At 45.7% G+C, this 13,055-nt stretch carries 12 protein-coding genes; 4 read left to right on the forward strand and 8 right to left on the reverse strand.

Annotated features, from left to right (window positions below; all coding sequences use genetic code 11):
• Nucleotides 1-4 precede the first annotated feature (4 nt).
• Nucleotides 5-469 (forward strand): ribonuclease HI, encoded by a 465-nt coding sequence (rnhA, locus tag R8O11_RS20090; RefSeq protein WP_005380384.1) that lies wholly within the window; start codon nt 5-7, stop codon nt 467-469.
• Here rnhA and R8O11_RS20095 read toward each other — a convergent pair.
• Nucleotides 466-1,212 carry a class I SAM-dependent methyltransferase gene (locus R8O11_RS20095; RefSeq protein WP_318194391.1) on the reverse strand — a complete coding sequence of 249 codons (747 nt, stop codon included), beginning with the start codon at nt 1,210-1,212 and terminating at the stop codon, nt 466-468. The genes rnhA and R8O11_RS20095 overlap by 4 nt on opposite strands.
• A gap of 37 nt (nt 1,213-1,249) precedes the next feature.
• Between R8O11_RS20095 and gloB the strand changes: the two genes are divergently transcribed.
• The 3 genes from gloB to R8O11_RS20110 all read left to right on the forward strand — a co-directional run bounded on the left by gloB (nt 1,250) and on the right by R8O11_RS20110 (nt 4,529).
• The gene (gene gloB, locus R8O11_RS20100; protein WP_017636045.1) at nt 1,250-2,008 is read left to right on the forward strand and encodes a hydroxyacylglutathione hydrolase; all 759 of its coding nucleotides are present in this window, start codon (nt 1,250-1,252) and stop codon (nt 2,006-2,008) included.
• A gap of 254 nt (nt 2,009-2,262) precedes the next feature.
• A complete protein-coding gene (locus tag R8O11_RS20105) occupies nt 2,263-3,846 on the forward strand; it encodes a LysM peptidoglycan-binding domain-containing protein (RefSeq protein WP_017820746.1) in 1,584 nt (527 codons plus the stop codon).
• A complete protein-coding gene (locus R8O11_RS20110; protein WP_033905504.1) occupies nt 3,843-4,529 on the forward strand; it encodes a YIP1 family protein in 687 nt (228 codons plus the stop codon). Before R8O11_RS20105 ends, R8O11_RS20110 begins: the two co-directional genes overlap by 4 nt.
• A gap of 1 nt (nt 4,530) precedes the next feature.
• On the opposite strand, the gene R8O11_RS20115 is transcribed toward R8O11_RS20110, so the two are convergent.
• The 7 genes from R8O11_RS20115 to rnhB all read right to left on the reverse strand — a co-directional run bounded on the left by R8O11_RS20115 (nt 4,531) and on the right by rnhB (nt 13,046).
• Nucleotides 4,531-5,376, reverse strand: coding sequence for an endonuclease/exonuclease/phosphatase family protein (locus R8O11_RS20115; RefSeq protein ID WP_171344489.1), 846 nt, complete (start codon nt 5,374-5,376; stop codon nt 4,531-4,533).
• Between the two features lie 140 nt (nt 5,377-5,516).
• Nucleotides 5,517-5,855, reverse strand: a complete 339-nt coding sequence (glnB, locus tag R8O11_RS20120; protein WP_005380372.1) for a nitrogen regulatory protein P-II — start codon at nt 5,853-5,855, stop codon at nt 5,517-5,519.
• Nucleotides 5,856-6,041: 186 nt separating this feature from the next.
• Nucleotides 6,042-6,356, reverse strand: a complete 315-nt coding sequence (locus R8O11_RS20125; RefSeq protein ID WP_017636043.1) for a c-type cytochrome — start codon at nt 6,354-6,356, stop codon at nt 6,042-6,044.
• 70 nt (nt 6,357-6,426) lie between these two features.
• The gene (gene tilS / locus R8O11_RS20130; protein WP_318194392.1) at nt 6,427-7,737 is read right to left on the reverse strand and encodes a tRNA lysidine(34) synthetase TilS; all 1,311 of its coding nucleotides are present in this window, start codon (nt 7,735-7,737) and stop codon (nt 6,427-6,429) included.
• A gap of 106 nt (nt 7,738-7,843) precedes the next feature.
• Nucleotides 7,844-8,803: an acetyl-CoA carboxylase carboxyl transferase subunit alpha gene (gene accA / locus R8O11_RS20135; RefSeq protein WP_005380365.1), complete on the reverse strand. Its 960-nt coding sequence runs from the start codon at nt 8,801-8,803 to the stop codon at nt 7,844-7,846.
• Nucleotides 8,804-8,849: 46 nt separating this feature from the next.
• Nucleotides 8,850-12,329 carry a DNA polymerase III subunit alpha gene (gene dnaE, locus R8O11_RS20140; RefSeq protein WP_005385364.1) on the reverse strand — a complete coding sequence of 1,160 codons (3,480 nt, stop codon included), beginning with the start codon at nt 12,327-12,329 and terminating at the stop codon, nt 8,850-8,852.
• A gap of 81 nt (nt 12,330-12,410) precedes the next feature.
• Complete coding sequence (gene rnhB / locus R8O11_RS20145) at nt 12,411-13,046, reverse strand: ribonuclease HII (protein ID WP_318084302.1); 636 nt, start codon at nt 13,044-13,046, stop codon at nt 12,411-12,413.
• Nucleotides 13,047-13,055: the final 9 nt, after the last annotated feature.

Genomic DNA, 13,055 nt, shown 5'->3' on the forward strand with positions numbered 1-13,055 from the left:
AAATATGACCAAACACGTTGAGATTTTCACTGACGGTTCTTGTTTAGGTAACCCAGGACCAGGTGGTTACGGCATAGTATTGCGTTACAAAGACGTAGAAAAGACACTTTCCAAAGGCTATACGTTAACTACCAACAACCGCATGGAAATGTTGGCGGCTGTCGTCGCGCTACAGACGTTAAAACAACCTTGTAAAGTCACTTTAACGACTGACAGCCAATATGTGCGCCAAGGTATTACTCAGTGGATCCATAACTGGAAGAAGCGTGGTTGGAAAACAGCGGATAAAAAACCCGTGAAGAATGCCGATTTATGGCAAGCTCTAGACAAAGAAACCGCACGCCATCAAGTTGAATGGCATTGGGTAAAAGGCCACGCGGGCCATCGTGAGAACGAAATGTGTGATGAGCTAGCCCGGACTGCTGCAGAAAACCCAACTGAGGAAGATACAGGTTACCAACCCTCTTAGCGAGATTCTTTCCTCATAGTGTTACCCTCTCGACTCATCACCCCAAGTGGTGTGAGCTTTTTCTTCAAGCGCCAATGCGGTTTGATAGGCTTGAGAGGGTATGTCCGTTTCCGCGCGACTATGTAATACAAACTCCCAGCGGGTGATGCCCAATCACCAAGACTATTTTCCAACCATGTCCACATCGTACGGTAACGTTTCATCGGAAACAGCGCATAACGATCACAATGAATCACTTGATAATTAAGTAACCCTAACCAATCTTTGATGCGGTTCGACGTAAACATTCGTCCACTCCAAGGCAAATTATGTTTACGCCATGGAAGCAAACTCGCTAATCCAGTCAAGCTTAATGGGTTGAATCCAGTAATAATTACATAGCCATCATCCATCATCACTCTATCGACTTCACGCAACAAACGGTGTGGATCGCTTGCATAGTCGAGCTGATGAGCGAGTATCACAACATCAAAGCTTTTTTCCAAAAAGGGTAATTCGTAACCATCTGCAATCACATTATGCAACGGGTTCTGGATATCTACGTTGACTTGGTGTTGAATGTTACAATTACAGCTGGTTAGCTCACAGCTCAACCCGCCCAGTTTGAGCATATGGTAGCCGAAGAGTTTCGGGCACCATTCATCAAGTCGGGTCTGGATTGACTCAAGCACCCACGGACCGTTGTTCATTGCTGACCAAGTCGACGGGTGTGGTATAGTTTTGTTGCTGAGTGCTGGTTTCATTAACCACCTGACTAAAATGGGTGACGGAGAACGAATCGTGTTAGAGATCAAAAGCATACCCGCATTTAATGATAATTACATCTGGCTGATACAAAATAGCGATAAGCGCTGCGCAGTCGTTGATCCGGGCGATGCGAAGCCAGTATTAGAATTTCTGCAGGCTAACGAATTAACTTTAGAAGCGATTTTAATTACGCACCACCACAACGATCACATTGGTGGCGTTCCAGACTTAGTGCGTGCATTTCCTGACGTCGCCGTTGTGGGCCCAAAATCAGAGCCAATTCCAACCCTAACGACACCAATGGAAGAAGGCGACAAGCTGGAGTTGTTTGGTGAGATTTTCTTAGTACTTGGGTTACCCGGCCATACTTTGGGCCATATCGGTTACGTTGGGGACGGAAAACTGTTTTGCGGTGATGTGCTCTTTTCTGCTGGCTGCGGTCGTATTTTTGAAGGTACGCCTGAGCAAATGTTTGAATCACTGAGCAAACTAACGTCTCTACCAGAAGAAACTCAAGTCTTCTGCGCGCATGAATACACCGCGAGTAACGTGGCGTTTGCTCTAGCGGTTGAACCTGACAATGAGCAACTTCGCCAATATCGCGACGATGTAAACCGACTGCGAGCACTCAACATTCCGACACTTCCAACAACAATACGCAAAGAAAAGTGGATTAATCCGTTCTTGCGAACCTCTAACCCTGACGTGGTTCAATCTGTTGCTAGTCGCATTAAAAATAGCGATCCATGCTCGGTTTTTACTGCTTTACGCGAGTGGAAGAACGAATTTTAACCATTTTCTGCTTGTAAGTTTGCAAGACCCCAGTATTATCAGGGACTGATTTTTCGAGAAGCGCCACTGGCGCTTCTCTTACGTTTGGGGTTGATATAAATCTATTTGAATTTCTCCCCATTGCATAATTAGAAGCTCTTTGCCTCTATAAATTAGTTAGTGTTTAAAAGATGTCTATTATCTTGCGACTGCCACGCACATTACGTTGCGCGACAGGCAGGTGAAGATAAACAGGCCCTAAATAGGCTGAATCCATGCGTTTGAAGTATACTTGGGCGTTGGCGTTGTTATTATCTGGCTGTCAATTGACTCAGTCAGATTCAACGTCTTCTACACCAGAAACCAATAAATCTGAGCAGACTGCAAAGCAAAATGCAGTAAAAGCTCAACCGGGCAATAAATCGTCACTAGCAAAAAAATCCGCTAACGACGCGCCTAAAGTTCTCTCCCCCCAAGAACAAGAAGATGTGTGGCAACGTATCGCCATGCAGCTGGACATGGATATCCCAAACCACAAGAAAGTGGACTACTACCGTACGTGGTATTTAAAGCACCCAAATCACCTTTACACGGTATCTAAGCGTGCGACTCCTTTTCTATACATGATCACAAAACGTATCGAAGAGCGCGGACTCCCAATGGAGCTAGCTTTACTTCCTGTAGTGGAAAGTTCATTCGATGCCTTTGCCTACTCACATGGTAGCGCGGCTGGGTTGTGGCAATTTGTCCCTGGCACCGGAAAAATGATGGGACTAGAGCAAAACTACTGGTATGACGGTCGCAGAGATGTGGCAGCAGCAACGGATGCAGCGCTGGACTACCTAGTACAACTAAACGAGCGTTTTGATGGTAACTGGGAACATGCAATCGCCGCTTATAACAGCGGTGGAGGCCGAGTTTCTAGCGCAATTCGTAAGAATAAAAAGCTCGGTAAACCTATCGATTTCTTCTCATTAGACTTACCAAAAGAGACCAGCAGTTACGTTCCTAAGCTATTGGCCTTGGCTGACGTTATCGCAAACCAAGACAAGTACGGACTTAATATTCCTGCAATTCCAAACAAGCCTGTTCTAACGCTTGTTGATCCAGAAGAGCAGTTAGATCTGGCTATTGCCGCAGATTATGCCGGCATTAGCGTAAAAGAGTTGCAGAGTTACAACCCAGCATACAACCAGTGGTCGACAGCGCCTGAGGGGCCGCACCAACTTTTGATTCCCGTAGAGAAAAAAGAGACTTTTCTCACCAAGGTGGAGAAAAATCGCGGTAAAGGGATGAAGGTCGCTCGCTACAAGGTGAAATCTGGTGACTCTTTAAGCGTGCTAGCTAATAAATACGGCACAACCACGAAAGTCATTCGACGTGCCAACGGCCTATCGAATAACAACATTCGTATTGGTCAATACCTATTGATTCCGACATCAACAAAAGACGATGCAAAATATGCATTAACGGCACAAAACCGATTAAACAAGACTCAATCTCGTGCTCGTGGTCAACTCAAGCTCACCCATGTCGTTCAGTCTGGAGAAAGTTTGTGGTCAATCGCACGTAACAATAAAGTGTCGTATAAATCGTTAGCTAAATGGAATGGTATGGGCCCTAAAGATCCATTGCGTGTGGGTCAAAAGCTAGTGATTTGGAAGGACTCAGACAAAGGTTCTGTGATCCGTACCGTTTTCTACAACGTTCGCTCTGGCGACACCATTAGCGGCATTGCAAGCAAGTTCAAAGTAAAAACGAACGACATCGTGAAATGGAACTCGCTACACAAGAAAAAATACTTACAACCAGGTCAAAAGCTTAAGTTGTACGTTGACGTAACGAAGGTAAGTGTATGAACCCATCAAGCAATCCACTTGTGATGCTGTTGGACATTTTTCGTTCTCCAACATCTTGTTTTCTCGCGCTTTATCAACGCGGTGGATGGGGATGGCAACCGTTCATCTTCCTGATGCTTAGTCCGTTTTTATTCTGGGGTGCTTACTTTTCGAATGTCGATTTCACGTGGCTCAGTGACCAACTTGCTGCGCAATTTCAGCAAATCGACCCGAAGCAGATTGAGCTATTAGAACCAAACACGCTAATGGCAAGCGCGATCATCAATGATGTATTCAACCGCTTTGCCACCTTAATATTGCTCGCGCTTTGGTTCTTTCTTGCAACAAAGGCAAGCAAACAACAATACGGTTACTGGAAATGGTTTGCCGCATCGTGTGCTATCTTATTCCCAGCAGTATTGGGCGATGTAGCAAGCTACGCGAGCTTGCTACTCAAGCATGGTCAGGTAATGACTTACGCTGCCGATTTAAATAGCCTCAATGGTCTATTAAAGCTGCCTCTTACTAACGAATGGTCTCATTTCGCTAGCTCGTTACCTTTGCTTCTGCCTTGGTACATTGTGCTCGGCTACGGCGTTGTACTGACGTGGACGGAGTTTGAACGTGGCCAAGCTTTGGTGATTGCAAGCCTGCCATGGGTATTCTTCTACGTTATTTGGGCACTTTATATTGTGGTAACCTAAGCTAGTTATTTAACGTAAATGACAATAACAATGGGTTATGATCGGAAGCGTCGCTCTGCGGTGCTTTTGCGTACTTAAGCGTCAGACCTCGGTAAAACACATGGTCCAGTGGTAACCCTGTTATAAATTGGACTCGATGATCCGGCAAGAACGTCACCTCTTGTAAGTCCGCAGCCTTTAAGGCCTGCCTCATCGCATTAACGCGAGATTCACTCCAGCTATTGAAGTCTCCAGCAAATAGAATTGGCCCCACATGATGCTTTAAAAGCATTTCAAGCGCCGTTAACTGAGATACATACTCTTTTGTGCCCACGGTGAAGTTAATTGCATGTACATTCACCACTGCGAGTTTCTCGCCATTACTCAAGTGATACTGGCTATATAATGCAGACTTAGGTAAGCGAAGCCACGGCTCTTTAGAGGTGTAAGCGCAGGCTTTTTCTGGTTGCCCTTGAGCAATACTAATTACACCGGCACCGCTACCCAGCGCCTTAAAAGCACTCACTTGATTACTAACCCAGCGACCATCCACCAACCACTGTTTAAATGATGGTGTCATGCTGGCTTCTTGCAATAACAGCAGCTGCTTATCAGCAGAAAACTCATCGAGTGCACGTTGCCAGTTAGCCCGGTTCTGTTTGTAGATATTCCAGACAAGCACATTGATTTTGCCGTCATGATCGAGAGCTTTTGAATCGCTAAATTCGATGCACCTAATATCTTGTGTCAGCTCGGTACCTGTTTGAGTAATAATTTGCGGCTGATCTGGTACGGTGAAAATAACCTGGAAGCCAACCAATACCGTCATTACGAGAAAAGCTAACGCCAGAAAAAAACGCTTAAACATACGACAAACCTGAATGTAGGCACCCGAAATCTAGAACAACCAATCTCGGGTTAAATGATTTCACTAATAAGCAAACAACAAAAAAGGAGCCACTTGGCTCCCTTTTAGCATAATAAATACGAAACAGGTGACAAGAAACCTTAGATCGCGTCTTCGTCTTCTTCACCAGTACGAATACGAACCACACGCTCAATATCAGTGACGAATATTTTACCATCACCAATCTTACCAGTTTGCGCGGTTTCAATGATTGTCTCTACGCATTTATCAGCCACATCTTCCGTTACAACGATTTCGAGCTTCACTTTAGGTAGAAAGTCCACCATATACTCTGCACCACGGTAAAGCTCTGTGTGACCTTTTTGACGACCAAAACCTTTCACTTCAGAGACAGTCATCCCTGTAATGCCAACTTCAGCTAGCGCTTCTCGAACATCATCCAGTTTAAATGGCTTGATAATCGCTTCAATTTTTTTCATGTTCATCCCTTAAGCTTCAATCGATTGCGCTTATTATCGTTTAGCGTTTCGCAACATTCAATGTTTGTCTCTGATCCACCAGCGAAAATCCAGGCTGAGCAAATTAACATAGCGAATATCGTGAGTTGATAAAACCCAATGAGGACTGCTCAATGCCCAATCGTCCAGGCTTTTTCAGACTCGCGTTTACTTCAAACTTGCGTAGTAAGCCGCTAGGTTAGCGATATCTTCATCAGACAACAATGAAGCTTGAGCTTGCATCACAGCAGCAAGCCCACCTGTTCGCTCTTTGTTTTTATAAGCTTTAATTGAACTGATAATATATTGCTCATTTTGCCCTTTCAGATTTGGGTAACCCGGAATGACAGCAATACCATCAGCGCCATGACACGCCGCGCATACTCCCGACTTTGCTTGACCTGCTGCAGCATCTCCCGCAGCTAGAGCCTGCCCACTGAACATGGTTAACGCCACCATTGCACCCATGATTGTTTTCTTCATTGCTTCACCTAATCAATTATTATTTAAGGATTTTTATATTTTATAATCGACATTGTGGCATGAATTTTCATTACCTGCGCCAAATAAGTTCACAATCTTGACCATTAAACGCCTGATCAACGAACAGATCTGCCACAGCAACGACTCGGTCTTGGTACATTAAAATCGGAATTTGACGACGCAGCCAGCTTGGCACATTGTATTCTTGGAATAACTTCTTCAGTTTTCGACTATGATTACGCATGGTTGGATGCGCTGATAAGCCTTCCGGATTGAAGGTCACGCGAAGCAATTCTGGCTGACTCGGTAGCGCAATCGTTGCGTTACTAGAACTCGTCGTTAAGGTCAGCTCCCCGAGTCCCTCAGGCAGCGACAAAGTCGCATCAACTTGAATCGTACTTTGCCACTTAGTGACATCAGCCGTTTCCTTTACCCAATAGAGACGATTTCGAAAACGGCGCACTTCACCTTGTTTAAGTTGTAGTTTGGGGTTGGCATCTTGCTGAGCTAATGCCACTTCATTCCAGATAAGATTGAGTTTTACCTGAGTCGGCATACTAGTATTAAGCTTAGCTAGCCACATACGAATCAAGCGCGCACGCGCTAATCCACTGTGCTTAGCCAGTTCTTCAATACTCAAACTTAGATCCGTTTGTAAAGCGCGTTCAAACACCGTGCTCAATAGTTCATCCAATAGTGCTTCTTGTTGAGCACATAAACTTGCACTGCGCTGAACCGCTTGATGGATACTCGGCCAGCGACCAGACAATTCAGGAATAACACAATGACGAAGAAAGTTACGATCATAACGGGTATCTTGATTGCTTTCGTCTTCCACCCACTCCAAGCCTAATTTAGTAGCGGCTTCTTCGATGGTCTTCCGCTTGATAGTAAGCAATGGTCGAACTAGAGATCCGCAAGAAAACGGCATACTCTCCGCCATCGAAGATAACCCTTTTGGCCCGCTACCGCGCTTAAGAGCAAGGAGAAAAGTCTCTATTTGATCGTCGGCATGTTGACCAGTCAACAGTATATCGCCTTCTTGAATGTACTTAGTTAAGGCTTGGTAGCGAGCTTCACGAGCAAGAAGTTCAATACTTTCACCATTGCTGATGTCTAAGCTCACTCGCTCGATCGAGCACGATATCCCCACTTGTTGTGCCCAAAGTAAGCATTTATCGGCCCAATTATCGGCATTCGAGCTTAAACCATGGTGCACATACACAGCGTGACACTCTACAGAGTGCGCTTGTTGGTAGCGACTGAGTAATTCGAGTAAAAGACGTGAATCCACTCCTCCGCTAAACGCCAAGACAACCTTAGTGCCTAATTGATAGTAGCGGCCGAGAACTTGAGCAAAATGCAGGTAAAGCGATTCCATAAGCGATCCGATAGGTACAAAAAAGGGCTGGACTCTCATCCAACCCTTTCTATTTTAACTGTTATCACTTGAGATATCAGCTAACGCTTAATAGCAATCACCGAAATTAACAGTAACCGTAGCTCATTAGACGCTGGTAACGACGCTCACGTAGCGTCTCTTCATCCAATTGTTCTAGATCTTCTAGCTGACGAAGTAGTGTCGCTTTCATATTCGCTGCCATTTGAACATGATCGCGATGAGCGCCGCCTAGTGGCTCTTCAATGATTTCGTCGATCAGTTCAAGCTCTTTAAGACGCGGAGCAGTTAGACCCATTGCCTCTGCCGCTTGTGGCGCTTTGTCTGAATCACGCCATAAGATTGAAGCACAACCCTCAGGAGAAATTACTGAGTACGTAGAGTACTGAAGCATGTTCACATAGTCGCCTACACCGATTGCTAGTGCACCACCAGAACCGCCTTCACCAACAACGTTACAGATTACTGGCACTTTAAGACCAGACATCACTTTTAGGTTTTTCGCGATAGCTTCAGATTGACCACGCTCTTCTGCGCCCACACCTGGATACGCGCCAGCCGTGTCGATAAATGTGATGATCGGCATGTTGAAACGCTCTGCCATTTCCATCAAACGTAGCGCTTTACGGTAACCTTCTGGTTTTGGCATACCAAAGTTACGTTTCACTTTCTCTTTGGTTTCACGACCTTTTTGGTGACCAATGATCATCACAGGGCGGCCTTCAAGGCGAGCCATGCCACCCACAATCGCTTTGTCGTCTGCAAACGCGCGGTCACCCGCTAATTCATCAAACTCCTCAAAAGCGTGTTGGATGTAATCCAGCGTGTAAGGACGTAGTGGGTGACGAGCCAGTTGAGCTGTTTCCCATGCGCCTAGGTCGCTGAAGGTTTTTTTCTTCAGCTCTAAGCTTTTCTTCTCAAGCTGTTCGATTTCTTTATCCAGGTCAATCGCAGAATCACCACCGTGACGAGAGACATCACGTAATGCTTCAATTTTCGCTTCTAGTTCTGCAATTGGCTTTTCAAATTCAAGAAAGTTTAGGCTCATCTATGAATCCTTGTTTACTCAGCGTCTAACATATTGCGCTGAATTTTTAGTTAAATTCGAGTTCTACCTGGCTTTTGCCAAGTAACTGTTTTAAATCGTCGAGTAATGTATCACTTGGCGTTACTCGCCACTCGGTGCCCAATGTTAACCGCGCTCTGGCGTCGGCACGCTGGTAGTATACATTGACGGGTACGGTTCCGGCTTTGTGCGGTTCTAAAATACGGCTGAACTGCTCAAAAAACTGATCGTTGATCTGATTTGCATCTATCGATACCGACAAACCACGAGCGTATTTCTCGCGCGCACTGCCGAGATCCATAACTTCACGCGCCGACATTTTAAGGCCACCGTTGAAGTCATCAAAGCTGACCTGTCCAGAAACGACCAAAATTCTGTCTTTTTCGAGAAGTTCAGCGTATCGATCCAACGCATCTGAGAACAACATCACTTCCATGCGACCACTTCGGTCATCCAGTGTCATAATACCAATTCGTGTACCACGCTTGGTCGTCATTACACGAGCGGCAATAACCAGGCCGGCTACCGTGACAGATTGATCGCGGCGAGTGGGCGTTGCGTCTTTTAGTCGACAACTGGTGTATTTGTTTAGTTCCTTTACGTAGGCGTTAATTGGGTGCCCTGTCAAATATAGACCTAGGGTATCACGCTCGCCCTCTAACCACACTTTTTCTGGCCAAGGCGGAACCTGCGTATACTTATGCTCTACTTCTTCAGGTGCATCCGTTAGCACACCAAACATATCCGTTTGACCAAACGCCTCAGCTTGGTGATGTTGACTTGCTGCTTTTACCGCATCATTGAGTGACGCCATCATCGCCGCACGGTGTGGGCCTAGTCGATCCAACGCGCCCGCGTAAATCAGCTTCTCTATCACTCGTTTATTGACGCGTTTTAGATCAACTCGAGCACAGAAATCAAATAGGTCTTTAAAGTGACCACCTTTATTTCTCGCCTCAAGAATAGCATCGATAGGACCTTCACCTACCCCTTTTATCGCACCAATACCGTAAACAATTGCGCCATTTTCATCAACATTAAAGCGATATAGGCCAGAGTTGATGTCTGGTGGCAGCACGGTAAGCTTCATACGGAAACACTCATCGACCAAGCCAACGACTTTTTCCGTGTTATCCATATCGGCTGTCATTACCGCAGCCATAAATTCGGCAGGATAATGTGTTTTCAGCCAAAGAGTTTGATAAGAAACCAATGCATAAGCAGCAGAGTGCGATTTGTTAAAACCATAACCGGCGAACTTTTCTACCAAGTCGAAGATTTTCATCGCCAACTCGCCATCGATACCGTTCTTTATCGCACCTTCTTCAAAGATAGCACGTTGTTTTGCCATCTCTTCTGGCTTTTTCTTACCCATTGCACGACGAAGCATGTCCGCACCACCTAGCGTATAACCCGCTAAGATCTGCGCAATCTGCATTACCTGCTCTTGGTACAGGATGATGCCGTAGGTTGGATCAAGCGTCTCTTTTAGCGACTCGTGTTGCCACTTTTCATCTGGATAAGAGATCGCTTCTCGACCATGTTTACGGTCGATAAAGTTATCTACCATGCCCGATTGCAAAGGACCCGGACGGAAGAGTGCTACCAATGCGATGATGTCTTCGAAACAGTCTGGCTGAAGTCGTTTGATCAGCTCTTTCATGCCTCGAGATTCAAGCTGGAATACTGCTGTCGTTTCAGAGTTTTGCAACAAACGGAAAGAGGCAGGGTCTTCTAACGGTATGGATTCAATTTGAACCGGTTCTTTCCCTTCTCGCTCTAGGCGTGGGTTAATCAGCCCTAACGCCCAGTCAATAATGGTTAAGGTACGTAAACCCAAGAAGTCAAACTTAACTAGGCCAGCGGTCTCAACATCGTTTTTATCAAATTGAGTAACCGGAAAGTGACCTTCAGCGTCTGCATAAATTGGCGCAAAATCGGTAATTGTTGTAGGTGAAATTACAACGCCACCAGCGTGTTTACCGGCGTTTCGCGTACAGCCTTCCAAAATATGACACATGTCGATGAGTTCTTTAACTTCCTCATCGGCCTCATACAATTCAGGTAGTGCAGGTTCAGCTTTAAACGCTTTATCTAGTGTCATGCCTGGATCGGGCGGGATCAGCTTTGAAATACGATCAACAAAACCAAATGGGTGGCCCAATACGCGGCCAACGTCACGGATTACCGCTTTTGCCGCCATGGTACCAAACGTGATGATCTGAGACACCGCGTCACGACCGTACATTTCCGCAACGTGGTCAATAACCTGGTCACGTTTATCCATACAGAAATCGACGTCGAAATCGGGCATCGAAACACGTTCTGGGTTCAAGAAACGTTCGAACAGCAAGTCGTATTCTAGTGGATCCAGATCGGTGATTTTTAGTGCGTAAGCCACCAAAGAACCAGCACCGGAACCACGTCCAGGACCGACAGGAATTCCATTATCTTTTGACCACTGGATGAACTCCATTACGATCAAGAAGTAACCAGGAAATCCCATTTGGTTGATAACATCTAGCTCTATCTGAAGACGTTCATCATATTCAGGGCGGCGACGTTTTCTCTCTTCCTCATCTGGAAATAGGAACTCTAAACGCTCTTCCAACCCCTCTCGGGATTTCATGACTAGGAACTCAGTCTCTTTCATCCCTTCGGTTGGGAAAGCTGGTAGGAAGTACTCCCCTAAGCGCACAGTCACGTTACAACGCTTCGCTATCTCGACACTGTTTTCTAACGCTTCAGGAATATCAGCAAACAGCTCGCACATTTCTTCTTCTGTACGAAGATATTGCTGCGGACTGTAGTTTTTTGGCCTACGCGGATCTTCTAATGTGTAACCATCGTGAATCGCTACGCGTATTTCATGAGCATCAAATAGGTCTGGACTCAGGAATACAACTTCATTGGTCGCCACTACTGGCAAGTCTTGCTGCTCTGCCAATTCAACCGCAAAGTGAAGATAAGTTTCTTCATCTGGACGACCGGTACGAAGTAGCTCAAGATAAAAGCGATCTGGAAAATGCTGTTTATAGAAATCAACACACCCTTGCACTATTTGACGGTTGCCTTTCAAAAGGCCGCGACCAATTTCTCCGCTTTTACCGCCGGATAATACAATCAGGCCTTCAGACATTTCAGCCAACCAGGCTTTGTCAATCACTGGGTGGTGTTGAACATGTCCACGTAAGTACGCTTTTGATATCAATAACGTCAGGTTCTTATAACCTACATTATCCGCCGCAAGCAAAGTCACTTGTGTCAGCTCTTCACCAAACTCGTCCGACTGCATTTTAAAGTCAGCACCAATGATCGGTTTAACACCACTGCCATGCGCCGTACCGTAAAACTTCACCAAACCACATAGGTTGGTAAAGTCGGTCAACGCCATTGCGGGCATACCGAGCTCAGCAACTTTCTTTACGATTGGCGGAACTTTGTTGAGGCCATCCACCATCGAGAAGTCACTATGAACACGCAGGTGGATGAATTTGGGATCTGACATTAACAGGTACCGTGTAACTCTATTTTGTTGGGGATTCTAACCTAAAGAGGTTGGGTTTATAACACCAATTAGATCGTTTGATTATTCTATGCTTAACGCTTTTTTTACTGGCTTGAAACTCTTGCGGTGTTCACTGATCACTCCGTGTTGCTCAATCGCTTCAAAGTGCGCTTTAGTTGGGTAACCTTTGTGCTTCGCGAAGCCAAATTGTGGATGAAGTTTATCCAACTCTTCCATCTCTTGGTCACGCACGACTTTGGCAATAATGGAAGCCGCACTGATTTCGGCAACATGTAGATCGCCTTTTACTACAGCTTGAGCATCCATTGGCAGCTCCGGACAACGGTTACCATCAATCAACACCAAATCAGGTTGAACCTGTAACCCCGCCACTGCACGCTGCATCGCAACCATAGTCGCCTGTAAAATATTCAGTTGATCAATTTCTTCAGGAGAACAACGCCCGACCGCCCACGCCAATGCTTTTTCTTTGATTTCAGGAAGCAACGCCATGCGTTTCTTTTCGGTCAATTTTTTCGAATCGTTCAACCCTTCAATAGGATTGTGAGGATCAAGGATAACCGCAGCGGTGACGACGTCTCCCACCAAAGGGCCACGTCCTACCTCGTCGACTCCGGCCACAAGCTGGTAACCTTGCGGATATTCAAACGGAGGGAGTTCAACTTTGGTTTTGGTCGCTTTTGGTTTAACAGCCATGATAAATCT

It is taken from the genome of Vibrio sp. 1288 (genome assembly GCF_033344475.1).

Bases quoted from the DNA above. Each gene is read 5' to 3' on its own strand.
- dnaE (WP_005385364.1), bottom strand. From the start codon at position 12,329: ATGTCAGATCCCAAATTCATCCACCTGCGTGTTCATAGTGACTTCTCG.
- R8O11_RS20110 (WP_033905504.1), top strand. From the start codon at position 3,843: ATGAACCCATCAAGCAATCCACTTGTGATGCTGTTGGACATTTTTCGT.
- R8O11_RS20095 (WP_318194391.1), bottom strand. From the start codon at position 1,212: ATGAAACCAGCACTCAGCAACAAAACTATACCACACCCGTCGACTTGG.
- R8O11_RS20105 (WP_017820746.1), top strand. From the start codon at position 2,263: ATGCGTTTGAAGTATACTTGGGCGTTGGCGTTGTTATTATCTGGCTGT.
- glnB (WP_005380372.1), bottom strand. From the start codon at position 5,855: ATGAAAAAAATTGAAGCGATTATCAAGCCATTTAAACTGGATGATGTT.
- R8O11_RS20115 (WP_171344489.1), bottom strand. From the start codon at position 5,376: ATGTTTAAGCGTTTTTTTCTGGCGTTAGCTTTTCTCGTAATGACGGTA.
- tilS (WP_318194392.1), bottom strand. From the start codon at position 7,737: ATGGAATCGCTTTACCTGCATTTTGCTCAAGTTCTCGGCCGCTACTAT.
- rnhA (WP_005380384.1), top strand. From the start codon at position 5: ATGACCAAACACGTTGAGATTTTCACTGACGGTTCTTGTTTAGGTAAC.
- R8O11_RS20125 (WP_017636043.1), bottom strand. From the start codon at position 6,356: ATGAAGAAAACAATCATGGGTGCAATGGTGGCGTTAACCATGTTCAGT.
- accA (WP_005380365.1), bottom strand. From the start codon at position 8,803: ATGAGCCTAAACTTTCTTGAATTTGAAAAGCCAATTGCAGAACTAGAA.
- rnhB (WP_318084302.1), bottom strand. From the start codon at position 13,046: ATGGCTGTTAAACCAAAAGCGACCAAAACCAAAGTTGAACTCCCTCCG.